Annotated in this window: 16 protein-coding genes; 15 read left to right on the top strand and 1 reads right to left on the bottom strand. The window is 59.7% G+C overall.

Annotated features, from left to right (window positions below; genetic code table 11):
• Positions 1–56: 56 nt before the first annotated feature.
• The 14 genes from I4W07_RS03905 to nagA all read left to right on the top strand — a co-directional run bounded on the left by I4W07_RS03905 (position 57) and on the right by nagA (position 12,973).
• On the top strand, positions 57–1,010 hold the full coding sequence (locus tag I4W07_RS03905) for a DegV family protein (RefSeq protein WP_196025667.1): 954 nt from the start codon (positions 57–59) through the stop codon (positions 1,008–1,010).
• A gap of 98 nt (positions 1,011–1,108) precedes the next feature.
• The gene (locus I4W07_RS03900) at positions 1,109–2,188 is read left to right on the top strand and encodes an NAD(P)-dependent oxidoreductase (RefSeq protein ID WP_196025666.1); all 1,080 of its coding nucleotides are present in this window, start codon (positions 1,109–1,111) and stop codon (positions 2,186–2,188) included.
• Positions 2,189–2,193: 5 nt separating this feature from the next.
• The gene (locus I4W07_RS03895; RefSeq protein ID WP_118206488.1) at positions 2,194–2,622 is read left to right on the top strand and encodes a hypothetical protein; all 429 of its coding nucleotides are present in this window, start codon (positions 2,194–2,196) and stop codon (positions 2,620–2,622) included.
• 15 nt (positions 2,623–2,637) lie between these two features.
• The gene (locus I4W07_RS03890; RefSeq protein ID WP_196025665.1) at positions 2,638–3,336 is read left to right on the top strand and encodes a HEAT repeat domain-containing protein; all 699 of its coding nucleotides are present in this window, start codon (positions 2,638–2,640) and stop codon (positions 3,334–3,336) included.
• A gap of 6 nt (positions 3,337–3,342) precedes the next feature.
• Positions 3,343–4,428 (top strand): isocitrate/isopropylmalate dehydrogenase family protein, encoded by a 1,086-nt coding sequence (locus I4W07_RS03885; RefSeq protein ID WP_196025664.1) that lies wholly within the window; start codon positions 3,343–3,345, stop codon positions 4,426–4,428.
• Positions 4,429–4,554: 126 nt separating this feature from the next.
• Positions 4,555–5,649, top strand: coding sequence for a hypothetical protein (locus tag I4W07_RS03880; protein WP_196025663.1), 1,095 nt, complete (start codon positions 4,555–4,557; stop codon positions 5,647–5,649).
• Positions 5,650–6,280: 631 nt separating this feature from the next.
• A complete protein-coding gene (locus I4W07_RS03875) occupies positions 6,281–6,724 on the top strand; it encodes a PTS sugar transporter subunit IIA (RefSeq protein ID WP_022094613.1) in 444 nt (147 codons plus the stop codon).
• Positions 6,724–7,005, top strand: a complete 282-nt coding sequence (yajC, locus tag I4W07_RS03870) for a preprotein translocase subunit YajC (RefSeq protein WP_022094612.1) — start codon at positions 6,724–6,726, stop codon at positions 7,003–7,005. The genes I4W07_RS03875 and yajC overlap by 1 nt, the downstream gene beginning before the upstream one ends.
• Positions 7,006–7,041: 36 nt before the next feature.
• Positions 7,042–7,524, top strand: a complete 483-nt coding sequence (gene agaV, locus I4W07_RS03865) for a PTS N-acetylgalactosamine transporter subunit IIB (protein WP_022094611.1) — start codon at positions 7,042–7,044, stop codon at positions 7,522–7,524.
• Positions 7,525–7,614: 90 nt separating this feature from the next.
• Positions 7,615–8,415 (top strand): PTS mannose/fructose/sorbose/N-acetylgalactosamine transporter subunit IIC, encoded by an 801-nt coding sequence (locus tag I4W07_RS03860; protein WP_022094610.1) that lies wholly within the window; start codon positions 7,615–7,617, stop codon positions 8,413–8,415.
• Positions 8,405–9,487, top strand: coding sequence for a PTS system mannose/fructose/sorbose family transporter subunit IID (locus I4W07_RS03855; RefSeq protein ID WP_022094609.1), 1,083 nt, complete (start codon positions 8,405–8,407; stop codon positions 9,485–9,487). Before I4W07_RS03860 ends, I4W07_RS03855 begins: the two co-directional genes overlap by 11 nt.
• 185 nt (positions 9,488–9,672) lie before the next feature.
• The gene (locus tag I4W07_RS03850; protein ID WP_022094608.1) at positions 9,673–10,404 is read left to right on the top strand and encodes a GntR family transcriptional regulator; all 732 of its coding nucleotides are present in this window, start codon (positions 9,673–9,675) and stop codon (positions 10,402–10,404) included.
• 114 nt (positions 10,405–10,518) lie between these two features.
• Positions 10,519–11,685, top strand: coding sequence for an AgaS family sugar isomerase (gene agaS, locus I4W07_RS03845; RefSeq protein ID WP_138374503.1), 1,167 nt, complete (start codon positions 10,519–10,521; stop codon positions 11,683–11,685).
• A gap of 118 nt (positions 11,686–11,803) precedes the next feature.
• The gene (nagA, locus tag I4W07_RS03840; protein ID WP_022094606.1) at positions 11,804–12,973 is read left to right on the top strand and encodes an N-acetylglucosamine-6-phosphate deacetylase; all 1,170 of its coding nucleotides are present in this window, start codon (positions 11,804–11,806) and stop codon (positions 12,971–12,973) included.
• Positions 12,974–13,048: 75 nt separating this feature from the next.
• Here the strand turns inward: nagA and I4W07_RS03835 are convergent, their stop codons facing one another.
• Positions 13,049–13,633 (bottom strand): flavodoxin domain-containing protein, encoded by a 585-nt coding sequence (locus I4W07_RS03835; RefSeq protein WP_230317461.1) that lies wholly within the window; start codon positions 13,631–13,633, stop codon positions 13,049–13,051.
• 156 nt (positions 13,634–13,789) lie between these two features.
• Here I4W07_RS03835 and I4W07_RS03830 point away from each other — a divergent pair, with 156 nt between their 5' ends.
• Entirely contained in the window at positions 13,790–14,671 is an 882-nt protein-coding gene (locus I4W07_RS03830; RefSeq protein WP_196025661.1) for an aldose 1-epimerase family protein, read from the top strand.
• Positions 14,672–14,679: the final 8 nt, after the last annotated feature.

Here is a 14,679-nt window from a genome sequence, read left to right as displayed (position 1 = left end):
CGGCCGGCGGCCATCCCATGCGGATGGCCGCCTTTTTTACGTAAGGAGTCGCTTTGATGGACAAGGCTGCATCTACCGGCCATTCTGACCGCTGCCGCATCGTCGTCGATACCTGCTGCGACTTTAGCCCCGAGGTCGCCGCGAACCTCGATGTCGATACCCTGGGTTTCCCCTTCATTATCGATGGCGAGGAGCGCACGGACGATATCTGGTCGAGCATGAGCCCTAAGGAGTTCTACGACCGCATGCGCGCCGGCGCCCGCGTGTCCACCTCGGCTGTGTCGCTCGGTCGCTATATCGAGTTCTTTACCGAGTGCGCCAAAGAGGGCACGCCCACGGTCTACCTGTGCTTTGCCTCGGCGCTGTCGTCGAGCTACAACTCTGCGTGCCAGGCGGCAGATGCCGTGCGCGCCGAGTATCCCAACTTTGAGCTCTACGTGGTCGACAACGCTCTGCCCTGCGCGACCGGTGCGCTCTTGGCGCTCGAGGCCGTGCGCCAGCGTTCGGCGGGACTGACCGCCAAGCAGCTGGTCGATTGGGCAAACGAGGCAAAGACCTACGTGCACGGCTACTTTACGCTCGAGAGCTTCGACGCACTGGCTGCCGGCGGCCGCATTCCTCCCGCGGCGGCGCAGCTCACGGCAAAGCTCGACGTCAAGCCCGAGCTCTCCTACGACCTGGCCGGCTCGCTGTCGCTGATCGGCGTCAACCGCGGCCGCAAGAAGGCGCTCAAGTCCATCCTCAAGTCGTTCCGCGAGAACTACGTGCCCGATCGCACCATGCCCATCGCCATCATGACGGCCGATGCCGAAAAGGATGGTGACTGGCTCGAAGCCGCCATCCGCAAGGAGGAGGGTTGCGCCGACGTCACGATCATTCGCGGCTCCGTGGGTCCCACCATCGGCTCGCACGTGGGCCCCGGCATGGTGGGCTGCGCGTTTTGGGGTAAGAACCGCGCCGACAAGGCGTCGCTTTCCGACCGTATCGCCCGCCGCGTGCGCGGTCAGTAGGCAAGCGCTGCGTCCGTAATCGCCCTCGACTCACAGCCCAAACGCTGGCACCGAGTATTCAACCTGGTAACAACACCCAACCCAAAAGGAAAGGTTTCATGGCAAACAAGCTCTCCGTCGCATTCATTGGCACCGGAATCATGGGTGCCCCCATCGCCGGCCACATCCTGGACGCCGGCTACCCCGTCACGGTCAACAACCGCACCAAGTCCAAGGCCGCCGCGCTTATCGAGCGCGGCGCCGTCTGGGCCGATACGCCGGCCGAGGCCGTGGCGAACGCCGATGTCGTCTTTACCATGGTGGGCTATCCCTCCGAGGTCGAGGAGCTCTATCTGGCGGGCAACGGCCTGCTTGCGTGCACCAAGCCGGGCGCGGTCTTGATCGATCTCACCACGAGCTCGCCCGAGCTCGCCCGTGACATTGCCGAGGCCGCCCAGGTTTCTGGTCGCATGGCGTTTGACTGCCCCGTCACCGGCGGCGAGTCGGGTGCTATCGCCGGCACGCTCACGGCTATCGTGGGCGCTACCGAGAACGACATCGCCCCGGTCCGCGACATCCTTGCCACCTTTGCGGCCAACATCTGCTGCTTCGACGGCGCCGGCAAGGGCCAGGCTGCCAAGCTCGCCAATCAGGTGTCGCTGGGCGCCTGCATGGTCGGCATGGCGGACGCCATGGCATTTGCCGAGCTGAGCGGCCTTGACCTGGAGAAGACCCGCCAGATGATCCTGGGCGGCACCGGTAAGTCCGGCGCCATGGAGAGCCTGGCGCCCAAGGCGCTCGACGGCGACTACAAGCCCGGCTTTATGGTCGAGCACTTCATTAAGGACCTGCGTCTGGCGCTCGCCTACGCCGATGATCGCGAGCTCGCGCTGCCCGGCGCCGACGTCGCCTTTACGCTCTATGACATGCTCGACGCCATCGGCGGCGCCAAGCTGGGTACCCAGGCCATCACGGTCCTCTATAAGGAGGAGGCCGACGCCATTGCCGCCGGTCTGGACTGGTCGCAGTATCGTCCCGAAGAGCATGGCGCTCACGAGGAAGGCTGCGGTTGCGGCGAGCATGGCGACGACCACGAGTGCGGTTGCGGCCACCACCATGGCGAGGACCACGAGTGCTGCGGCGGCCACGGCCATGACGACGGCCACGAGTGCTGCTGCGGCCACCATCACGGGGAGTAGCGCCCATGAGCTGGACGTTCGTGGTGCTCGCGTTGGTGCTCTTTATCTTTGCGATCTATATTGGCTTTTTGTGCGGCCAGTGGGCGTGCGAAAAGCGCGTCATCACCAAGCGCGACTACTGGATCGCCAACTTTGCAGGTGCGGCGGCAGTCGTCCTGCTAACCTGGGTGTTCTCGCTGTTCCCGCTGGTGCAGTTTGCGCCGATCGGCTGGCTCGGCGGCTTTATCGCCGGTCTTAAGATGAGCTTTGGCGAGTCCGTCGGTCCGTGGCGCAAGCACGACGAGGTCTTTAACGTCAACAAGGCTCATCGCGCCGCCGCCGACGCGGGCGACGCCGAGGAACGCCGCCGTGCGCGTCGCAATGGCGCGGCCGACCGACAGCTCATCTCGGTCACCGATGACAGCAAGGGTGCTGGCAAGCACGCTAAGAAATAGTAAGAAGAGGTAACTATGGCAGAAAACAAAGACGAACAGCTCACCGACGAGGAGCTGGCACAGCTTCAGCTGGCAGAGGAGAACGAGAACGCCGTCGACCGTCTGGTCAAGGAACTCGGCTGCCCCACGCGCCGCATCCGCCAGTTTGCCGCCCGCGTGCTGCACCTGCTTGCCGAGCGCGATCCGCAGCGCGTCGTGCCCTGCGTGCCCGCGCTGATCGAGGCGCTCGACCGCCCCGAGGCTCAGACCCGCTGGGAGGCCCTCGATGCCCTGACGGCGCTCGCCACCACCTGCCCCGAGCAGCTGGGCGATGCCTTTGAGGGTGCCGAGACCGCACTGTTCGACGAGATCTCCTCCACGCTGCGCTATGCTGCCTTCCGCCTGCTGTGCGTGTGGGGCGCCACGAGCGTCGAGCGTTCGCGCGAGGCTTGGCCCATCCTGGACGAGGCCATCCAGTGCTACCACGGCGACCTCGAGTATCGCGACATGCTCGGTTGCCTGTACGAGTTTGGCCAGGGCGAGATTGACGCCGAGGTCGCCGAGAAGCTCGCGCTGCGCCTTAAGTTCGACGCCGAGAACGGCAAGGGCAGCTATCTCAAAGCCCGTTCGAGCGAGATTTGCGAAATGCTTGTTAAACGCTTTGACCTTGATCTCTCCAAAAAGAAGAAGCGTGCTAGCGTTAAAAAATCTGACGACGCCGAAGACGAGGAGTAACAGATTATGGCGCACGATGTAGTCCTGATTCCCGGTGACGGTATCGGTCCCGAGATTACGCAGGCCATGCGCCGCGTGGTCGAGGCCACCGGTGTCCAGATCAACTGGAACGTCCAGGAGGCCGGCGCCGGCGTCATGGACGAGTTTGGCACGCCGCTGCCCCAGCACGTGCTCGATGCGGTCGCCGAGACCAAGGTTGCCATCAAGGGTCCCATCACCACACCGGTCGGCACGGGTTTCCGCAGCGTTAACGTGGCCCTGCGCAAGCACTTCGACCTGTACGCCTGCGTGCGCCCCTGCCTGTCGCAGCCGGGCGACGGCTCGCGCTTCCGCGATGTCGACCTGGTTATCGTGCGCGAGAACACCGAGGACCTCTACGCCGGCATCGAGTTCGATGAGGGCGCTGCCGAGGTCGAGGAGCTCTCGCAGCTCGTCGAGCGTTCGGGCCAAAAGACCTTCGCCGTCGATTCCGCGATCTCGATCAAGCCGATCTCTATCGCCAAGAGCCGCCGCATTGTGGAGTATGCCTTTGAGTATGCCCGCCGTTGCGGCCGCAAAAAGGTGACGGCCGTGCACAAGGCCAACATCATGAAGGCGACCGACGGCCTGTTCCTGCGCGTGGCGCGAGAGGTGGCCGCCAACTATCCCGATATCGAGTTCAACGACAAGATCGTCGACGCCACCTGCATGGGTCTGGTCCAGAACCCCAACGACTTCGATGTCCTGGTGCTGCCCAACCTGTACGGCGACATCGTGAGTGACCTGTGCGCCGGCCTGGTGGGCGGCTTAGGGATGGCCCCGGGTTCCAACATCGGTGCCGACTGCGCCATCTTTGAGGCAACGCACGGCTCCGCGCCCGATATCGCGGGCCAGGATATCGCCAACCCCACGGCCGAGATCCTGTCTGCGGCTATGATGCTCGATCATCTGGGCGAGAATGATGCGGCCAATCGTATCCGCGCCGCCGTGTCTGCCACGCTCGACGAGGGTGAGCAGGTTACCGGCGACGTTCGTCGTGCCCAGACCGGCTCCGTTGAGGGCGCTGTGGGCACGCAGGCCTTTGCCGATGCCGTTATCGCGCACCTGGCCTAAGGCATGCAGACTGCAAACGCCTAAATAGTACTTAAGTGTTTGCGTATAACCTGAGAATCAATACGCCCGGCGCTTTGTCGGGCGTATTCTATTGCGGACTATGTTTCCTAACAAGGAGTAACTGATATGGGTCTGATTCAAAAGAAGGACGAGAAGGACGAGATCGACGGCATCCAGATCATCGAGCGCGGCGAAGGCCCCGATGGTGATGAGGAGGAGAAGATCGATCTGGTCGCCGGTACGTCTGCCGAACATATTGCCGCCGGTACGACGGCCGAGGAGGAGGACGCTCGCCTGGAGGCAAAGATCGCCGCGGACGCCGCCGACGAGAACCTCATGCCCGAGGAGCAGGACGAGGACGACGATATCCTGGGTTCCGACGAAGACGACCGCGCATCCAAGCACAAGAAGACGATGATTGCCGCCTTTGTGGTCGCCGTCGTGATCGCTGCCGTGGTCGGCTTCTTTATCGGCAATGGCGGTTTTGGCGGCAAGGGCGTCGGCTCGGCGACCCTGACCGAGGACCAGCTCGATTCGACCGTGGCAAGCTATAGCTACAACGGCAAGAAGAGCGACATCACCGCGCGTGAGGCCATCGAGAGCCAGTATAGCCTCGACACCGTCAAGAACGACGACGGCAATTACACCGCTCCGTCTGCCGACGTTATCCTGTCCTACGTGCGCAACCAGATTCTGCTGGACGCTGCCGAGGACGAGGGCATTACCGTCTCTTCCAAGGAAATGAAGCAGTACGCCGAGGATTCCATCGGTACCTCCGACTACAAGACCATGGCCACGCAGTACGGCGTGTCCAAGGATCAGGCCAAGCAGATCGTCCGCCAGTCTGCGACGCTGCAGAAGCTCTACAAGAAGAAGGTGGGCGATAGCTCCGCAAGCATGCCGACCGCTCCGACCGAGCCTGCTGACGGCAACGAGGAGACCGCGAGCAAGGACTACGCCGACTACATCATCAACCTTGCCGGTGACGAGTGGGATAGCGAGAAGGGCACTTGGAAGGACGCCGACAGCACCTATGCCAAGGCCTTTGCCGACGATGCCTTTACGGCCGATAGTGCGACCTATAAGCAGGCCATGACCGCCTATTACACCGCCTACCAGCAGTATTCCTCGCAGGCTTCGAGCGCCAGCTCCAAGTGGACCGAGTATGCGAACGGCCTCTACGCCAAGGCCAACATCAGCATCTACGGCCTGTTTGCGTAAGGTTTGCCTGCACTACTGCGCGCTAGCCGATCTGCCTGATTTAGCCCGCTAGAACGGACAACGTTCTAGCGGGCTTTTTGCTGCCGAAACCACTGGGGTAGGCCTCGCGCCCGCGCAAGCGCTCCATTGTGTTTCCCTAATTCATCTGGGAAAACGACTGCAAACGATTGCAAGTAACCGGTGAACGGTCGAAAACTACCGTTCACCGATAATCTCAAAACTGGTTCTAACTGGTATTAAGTCAAAAAGACCAATTCACATATCTTCACAATGACCTGCAATTTTTCTACACGCTATTTTTAGCCGCCCTGCGTTGTTTAGACACAGGAAAAGATCCGATCTTTTGCCAAAGCATTTCGGAACGGTTTCAAAACCGCAGGTAGAAGTGTTAACGACCGGTAAACGGTCGATTTATCACCGTGAGCGGTGCAAAAAAGTTTTACCGTATGAATCAACGAAAGCGACCTCTTCTGGGGTGATATAGTGACAACAACACGTCACGTGGTTACTACCAGTTTAGAAACCACTGGTCTTCAAAGTACGCTTTCTAAGAAGCTTTAAGGGCGAGCGCCCGCTGGCTTCCGAAAATCATCGGACTCAGATCGTACACACCTTCGGAAGGGAAATTTGAATGGTTGGCTTTATTCTTACCGGTCATGGACAGTTCGCACCCGGCCTCGCAAGCGCTATCGCTATGGTTGCTGGCGACCAGCCCGCTTTTACCGTCGTTCCTTTTGAGGGCGACCAGGCTGCTTCCTACGGTGAGGATCTCCGCGCCGCTATTACCGCCATGCGCGAGGAGTGCGATGGCGTGCTCGTCTTTACCGACCTGCTTGGCGGCACCCCGTTCAACCAGGCGATGATGATTGCCCAGGATGTCGACAACGTCGAGGTTCTGACCGGCACCAACCTTCCCATGGTTATTGAGCTTCTGTTCCTCCGCGGCAACGCCACGCTCGCCGAGCTTGGCGAGCAGGCCGTGACCGTTGGCCAGACGGGCATCACCGCCCAGACGGTCGCATCCGTTGCCGGCTCCGACGAAGAGGATATCTTCGGCGACGAGGACGGCATCTAATGGCCGATTTCGGAGCCAACGTCCTGAGCTCCTCGGTCGCCCTTTTAGGCCTGCTTGTCATCATGGGCTTGATTTACACCATCTGGTCGCAAATCAACATGAAGAAGAAGCAGAAGTACTTCAAGGAGCTGCACACCGAGCTCAAGCCGGGTCAAGAGGTTCTTTTCGCCGGCGGTATCTACGGAACCGTCAAAGGCATCGAAGGCGAGAAGGTCCAGATCAAAGTCCGATCCGGAGCCGTCGTAGATGTTTCGCGTTACGCGATTCAGGAGATCAAGTAACTGTCGTCAGCAAATAACGAAAGGAAGCTGATCAACATGGCAGAACCCAACATTCTTCTTACCCGCATCGATAACCGACTGGTTCATGGTCAGGTTGCCACCCAGTGGAACTCCACCCTGGGCTCCAACCTCATCCTCGTCGCCAACGACGACGTGGCGTCCAACACCATGCGCCAGAACCTCATGAAGATGGCCGCTCCCGCCGGCGTCGCTACGCGTTTCTTCTCTCTGCAGAAGACCATCGACGTCATTGGCAAGGCGAGCCCGCGCCAGAAGATCTTCATCGTGGCCGAAACACCGGAAGACGTGCTTACGCTCGTCAAGGGCGGTGTGCCTATAAAGAAGGTAAACATCGGCAACATGCACATGTCGGAAGGAAAGCGCCAAGTCGCCACCTCCGTCGCAGTTAACGACGAGGATGTCGCTGCGTTTAAAGAGCTGCAGGAATTGGGGGTGGAGTTGGAGATCAGGCGCGTTCCGAGCACGCCTGTTGAGGACACGAGCAAGCTCTTCTCGTAATCCTCGTGATCCACGTTGTCAGGAGTGAAACCCTGACGTTCTGTACGTGAAATCCAAAGTGCGTACATACATTTTGAAAGGAGGAGCAAGATGGAATACTCGATCATCCAGATCGCTCTGGTCTTCGTCGTCACGTTCATCGCGGCAATCGACCAGTTTGACTTCCTCGAGTCTCTCTATCAGCCCATCGTCACCGGCGCCGTCATCGGTCTTATCCTTGGCGACCTCAACACCGGTCTTCTCGTGGGTGGTACCTATCAGCTCATGACGATCGGCAACATGCCGATCGGAGGCGCTCAGCCGCCTAACGCCGTCATCGGCGGCATCATGGCAGCCATTCTCGCTATCGCCACGGGCCTCGAGCCCAACGCGGCAGTCGGTCTCGCCATTCCGTTCGCTCTGCTTGGCCAGCTCGGCGTTACCCTGGTCTTCACGCTTATGTCCCCGCTTATGTCCACGGCCGATAACATGGCTCACAACGCGGACACCAAGGGCATCGAGCGCCTGAACTACTTCGCCATGGCTCTGCTCGGCCTGATCTTCGCTGTCGTCGTCACCCTGTTCTTCATCGCTGGCGCTACCATCGGTCAGACCATCGCTTCTGCCATCCCGACTTGGCTGCAGACCGGTCTCTCCGCTGCAGGCGGCATGATGCGCTTCGTCGGCTTCGCCGTCCTGCTCAAGGTTATGATGAACCGCGATATGTGGGGCTTCTTCCTCATGGGCTTTGGCCTCGCGCTCATCACCGTTGCCAACGATTCGCTGGCAACCCCTGCTCTGCTCATCCTCGCTCTCATCGGCTTCGGCATCGCTTTCTGGGACTTCCAGCAGCAGACCGAGCTGAAGGGTGCAGCTGTTTCTGACGGAGGTGACTTCGAAGATGGCATCTAATGAGTATGTGATCCCGGAGCACTACGAGGATCTCACTCCTGCTCCGCAGCTCGACCAGAAGACCCTCAACAAGATGGCTTGGCGCTCCTGCTTCCTGCAGGCATCGTTCAACTACGAGCGCATGCAGGCCGCTGGCTGGCTTTACTCCATCATCCCCGGTCTGGAGAAGATCCACACCAACAAGAACGACCTCGCGGCTTCCATGAGCCACAACCTGGAGTTCTTCAACACCCACCCGTTCCTCGTCACCTTTGTTATGGGCATCGTGCTTTCGCTCGAGCAGAACAAGGTTGACATCCCCACGATCCGCGCCGTCCGCGTCGCCGCAATGGGCCCGCTCGGTGGTATCGGTGACGCCCTGTTCTGGCTGACGCTCGTGCCTATCACGGCCGGCATCACCTCCAACATGGCCATCAACGGCAACGCCGCTGCACCGATCATCTTCCTGGTGATCTTCAACGTCGTCCAGTTCGCTCTGCGCTTCTGGCTCATGAACTGGTCCTACAAGCTTGGCACCAGCGCTATTGACGCTCTGACCGCCAACATGCAGGCCTTCACGCGTGCCGCTTCCATCATGGGCGTCTTCGTCGTCGGTTGCCTGGTCGTCACCATGGGTGGCACCCAGATCAACCTCCAGATCCCCAACGGCACCACCCGTGGCCTCTCCGCTACTACCGTGATCGTCTCCGAGAAGGAGGCCGAGAACTTCACCGGTATGGAGGGTATCGATACCGAGACCGCTGAGGCCGGTACCATCGCCATGACCGATGAGGACGGCAACGCCCTCACCGCTTCCGATGCCGACGGCAACGCTGTCGAGTGCGGCGTCACCGATCTGGGCAACGGCATGGAGTCCGTTACCTACGGCACCGTTACCGAGGATCCGGTCAACTTCTCTGTTGCCGACACCCTCAACACCATCGTCCCGAAGCTCGTCCCGCTTATGCTTACGCTGCTGCTTTACTACATGTTCGCTAAGCACAGCTGGACCCCGACCAAGGGCATTCTCCTGCTCTTCGTCCTTGGCATCCTGGGCGCTGGCCCGCTTGGTCTCTGGCCGAGCATCTGGTAAGGCTCTAGCTTGAGGGGTGTGTCCCTACGCGGCTCACACCCCGACCCCTTAAGCCATGTGTATGTTAAAAGCCGCGTGCTCGAAAGAGCGCGCGGCTTTTGTTTTCTTGTTGATTCGGGTGTGGCAGACAGATAATGCTAAACACCCTAGGTAGTTAGCCGAATTCGAGCAAAAGGGAGGATAGGATGGCGATCGGAGCGCGTAAGCAACCGCTGTACGATCAGCTGGTCGATATTCTGACCGAAAAGATTGACCATGAATATCGCGCCGGTGACATGATTCCTTCCGAGCGCGAACTTTCGGAGCGCTATGGTCTCTCGCGCACTACGGTACGCCTGGCTCTGCAGGAACTGGAGCGTTTAGGACTGGTGGTTCGGCAGCACGGTCGCGGTACCTTTGTGACCGACCGTTCGGCAAAAGCAACCAATCTTATGCAGTCCTACAGCTTTACCGAGCAGATGCGCGCGATGGGTCGAGAACCCGAGACCACGATTCTCGAGTTTTGCGAGATGGAGGCCGATAAGAATCTGGCCGAGCATATGGGATTGCGCATCGGTGATCGCATTTTTAAGCTCAAGCGCCTTCGTTCTGCCGACAACATGCCCATGATGGTCGAACGCAGCTATCTACCGGTTCGTCAATTTCTGTCCCTAAAGCGACCGCTGCTGGAGCGTAAGCCGCTTTACGATGTGATTGAGCAGGACTTTCAGCAAAAGATTCGCGTGGCCGAAGAGGAGTTCTATGCGAGCATAGCCCGTCCCACCGATGCCCACCTTTTGGGAATTGTCGAGGGCTCGCCTGTGCTCGATTTGGTCAGGACTACGTATAACGAGTCAAACGAGGTAGTGGAGTACACACTCTCGGTTGCTCGTGCCGATCAGTTTAAATACAAGGTTTACCACCAGCGCAGTAACTAGTGCTCGCATCGTTTCCATATGGTGATTCTTTGCATTTAACTGGTTACTACCAGATAACCAACCGAAGTGTATAATTGCACGTCAGAGGATTACTTCTAGAGAGAGGTATTAGAAATGTTCGAGAAGAGTGTCGAGGAGCTCACCGAGCTCGGCGCCCAGATCACCACGGCCGAGATTGCTCAGCAGCCCGAGCTTTGGCGTGATACGCTCAACATCTATCGCGAGAACAAGGAGGCCATCGAGGCCTTCCTGGCCGAGGCTCGCGCTATGGGCGAGGGTCGTCTGTCCGTTGTCTTCACCGGTGCCGGTACGTCCGACTACGTTGGCGATACCTGCGCCCCGTACCTGCGTCACGCTGGCAACACTGATCTCTACGACTTTAAGCCCATCGCCACGACCGACATCGTGAGCGCCCCGCGCGACTTCCTGCGCGCCGAGGATCCCACGCTCGTGGTTTCCTTTGCCCGCTCTGGCAACAGCCCCGAGAGCCTTGCCGCCGTTGCCGTTGCCAAGGAGCTCGTCCACAACGTCAAGTTCCTCAACATCACCTGCGCTCCCGAGGGCAAGCTCGCCGTCGAGTCCGCCGATGATCCCAATGCGCTGACGCTGCTCATCCCGCGCGCCAACGACAAGGGCTTCGCCATGACCGGTTCCTACACCTGCATGACCCTGCTCTCCACCCTTATTTTCGACACTGCCTCTGACGAGCAGAAGGCCGAGTGGGTCGAGACGATTGCCAAGATGGGCGAGGAGGTCATCTCCCGTGAGCCTGAGATCGCCGATTACCTGGCTGGCGACTTCAACCGCGTGACCTACTTGGGTTCTGGCTCCTTCGGTGGCCTTGCCCAGGAGAGCCAGCTCAAGATCCTCGAGCTCGCTCACGGTCTGGTTGCTACTTCCTACGACACCTCCATGGGCTATCGTCACGGACCTAAGTCCTTCGTCGACGATAAGACGCTCGTCTTCGTGTTCGTCAACAACGACGCCTACACCCGTCAGTACGACATCGACATCCTCAACGAGATCGGTGGCGACAAGATTGCTCAGCACACCGTTGCCGTTCAGCAGGATGGCGCTACCGTCTACGAGGGCGAGTCCTTCACCTTTAAGGGCTACGAGGCGCTTCCCGAGGGCTACCTTGCCCTGCCGTTCGTGATGTTTGCCCAGGCTATCAGCCTGCTCAACTCCGTGCGCGTGGGCAACACGCCCGATACGCCGAGCCCCACCGGCACGGTCAACCGCGTGGTCAAGGGTGTGACGATTCACCCCTTCACCGCTTAATCGCGTCCCCCTGTAAGGGCGCCCGTCCGCTCATAACGGCGGGCGGGCGCTTTTTGTTTTTACATGGACCGGGTATAAGCATTACCACAGTCAACTGCTTTAGAAGCAAGGAGTGCATATGAGCACGTACGCAATTAAGGCTGACAAGTTCTTCTTGCCGGCAGGCCCGCAACTGGGCGGCTATCTTATGGTCGAGGATGGCGTTTTTGGCGCCTGGCAGGCCGACGAGCCCTCTTGCGAGATCAAGGACTACACGGGATCGTGGATCGCACCGGGTATGGTCGATACTCACATCCATGGCTTCTATAACCACTCGACTACCGATAACGATCCCGAGGGCATTGATATCAGCTCGACCGAGCTCGCCCGTCGCGGTACCACCAGCTGGCTGCCCACGACGTTCACCGATGGCGTCGAGCAGATCAAGGATGCCTGCGCCGCCATCGCCCAGGCGGACGAGGGTCGCGGCCCTGACTTCTGCGGTGCTCGCATTCAGGGCATCTATCTGGAGGGCCCCTTCTTTACCATGAAGCACGTGGGCGCGCAGAACCCCGCTTATCTTATCGATCCCTCCGAGGAGGTCTTCGATCAGTGGCAGGAGGCTGCGGGCGGTCGCATCGTTAAGAGCGCCATGGCGGCCGAGCGCGACGGTGCCGCTGCTTATGCGGCTGCTCTGAACGCCAAGGGTGTGGTGACCAGCATCGGTCACTCCGACGCCACCTACGATGAGTGCATCGCCGCCATCAACGCCGGTGCCAGCTGCTTTACGCATACCTATAACGGCCAGCGCGGGCTGCATCACCGTGAGCCCGGTGTCGTGGGCGCTGCCATGTCCACGCCCGAGACCTACGCCGAGATCATCTGTGACGGCAAGCACGTAAACCCTGCCGCCATCAAGGCGCTGCTGCAGGCAAAGGGCTGGCAGCACACGGTGCTCATCACCGACTGCCTTGGCTGCGGCGGCATGCCCGAGGGCAGCTACACCAGCGGCGGCATGGACGTCATCATGAAGGACAACCTGTGCTGGCTCGCCGACGGCAAGAGCATTGCCGGCTCGGTGCTCACGCTTGCCCAGGGCGTCAAGAACATCGTCGACTGGGGCATCGCCAGCGCCGATATCGCCATTCGCATGGCAACTGAGGTGCCGGCTCGCTCTGCACACATCGAGGATAAGTGCGGCAGCATCATGCCGGGTCGCGACGCCGACTTTGTCGTGTTCGACCATGAGCTCACCCTCGTCGAGACGTATGTTGGCGGCCAGAGCGTCGGCAACGCCTTTACCGAGTAACGATAGAAAAAGACGGCGGGCCCGAATCTGCTCGGACCCGCCGTATGGGTTAAACGCTCAAAAGCACCTTTACAGTTACAGCTTGTTAGCGATCTTCTTTGCCGTGCGCTTGACGCCGGCCACCAGACCTCCTGCAGGATGCTCCTTCTCGTAGGCTAGACGCTTCTCGCGCTTGGCATACTCTTCGACGATGATGTCGCCGTACTCGTCTTCGATTTTGTCGAAGAAGTCGACGGCTCCCTTAATCTCTTCGGCAGTTGGGTGCCCCTTCTGGACGCCGCCGGCGAGCTTGAACGGCCCCCACGTATCAAAGCCGGGGCAGCCGTAGACACCCATAAAGATGGCCTGTCTCATGCGGCAGATGCCATCGATATCCTTGCCGTACCACTTGTTTTTGCCACCGTAGGTCATAAGGCCAAACACCTTGTCCTGCGGCTGCAGCACGTTCGTGAGCACGCGTGCCATGTCCTTGTCGATCTCGGAGTAATAGATGCCCGTGGCGACACCGATCAGATGGTATTCGTGCAGGTCGGGGTACTCGTTTTTACCGAGTGACTTCACGTCGAGGGTATCGATCTCGGGGTGCGCCTCGACGATGGCGTCCACGAGCTTTTTCGTATTGCCGTGGTGGTGTGAGGCATAAAGGATGATGGTTCGCATAAGAAGGCCTTTCAGCTGTAATTGCATCAATGTCTGTATGGTACCCCGTTGCATGGCTGGGAAACCGGACGCATCGATGAACGTGCGGGTTTGTCCTTTGGTCAGGGCCGAGACGGGTTCTTGCGAGCAAAAAGCAGTTGTTCGAAAGGATGGACAATGGAATACGCTCTCTCCAACGATTCGATTTCTATCAAGGTCTCCACGGCCGGTGGTTCGTTTACCTCGATTGAGGCTGGAGGTCGCGAGTACTTGTGGCAGGGCGATCCCGCCGTGTGGTCCGGCCAGGCACCGATTTGCTTCCCGATTTGCGGAGGTTTGCGCGATAACAGCGCCATGACGTTTGCCGGACATCATGTGAAGCTCGCCCGCCATGGGTTTGCGCGCAAACAGGAGTGGAAGCTGCTGAGCCAGAGCGAGAACGAGCTAGCGATGTGCCTGGCTTCGGAGGATAACGCCGCGCTGCTGAGCGATTATCCGTATCCGTTTAAGCTTGTCGCCCGCTATACGCTCGAGGACGCCGCCGTGCGCGTCTCCTATGAGGTTACCAACGAGGGCACCGAGGACATGCCTTTCTTTATCGGTGGACACCCCGGCTTTAGGTGCCCGCTCGATGAGGGCGAGGCCTATACGGACTACGAGTTGCGTTTTGAGAAAGACGAGGCTGCTGAGCTTTGCACTGCCGTCCCCTCGACTGGCTTGATTGACGTGACCAACCGCTCCAAGAACCCCATGGTGGGAAAGACGCTGCCTCTGTCACATGAGCTCTTCGATTTTGCGGAGACCATCTTTGACGTGCTCGAGAGCCGTCAGGTCACGCTTTCCAAAAAGGGCGAGGACAAGGGTGTTCGCCTGAGCTTTGAGGGCTTCCCGTACCTCATTGTGTGGAGCAAGCCCGAGGGTGATTTTGTGGCAGTTGAGCCCTGGGGCGGTCTTTCGACCTGCTCCGATGAGGACGACGTGCTTGAGCATAAGCGCGGCTGCCTTGTCGCCAAGCCCAAGGAGACCGTCGTTCGCTCGTTCACGATTGAGATTCTGTAATTCCGTTT

The organism is Collinsella aerofaciens (genome assembly GCF_015670745.1).
Taxonomy (GTDB): domain Bacteria; phylum Actinomycetota; class Coriobacteriia; order Coriobacteriales; family Coriobacteriaceae; genus Collinsella; species Collinsella aerofaciens_T.
The sequence above is the reverse complement of the archived record's forward strand: the minus strand, read 5'-3'. Positions and strand labels throughout refer to the sequence as shown.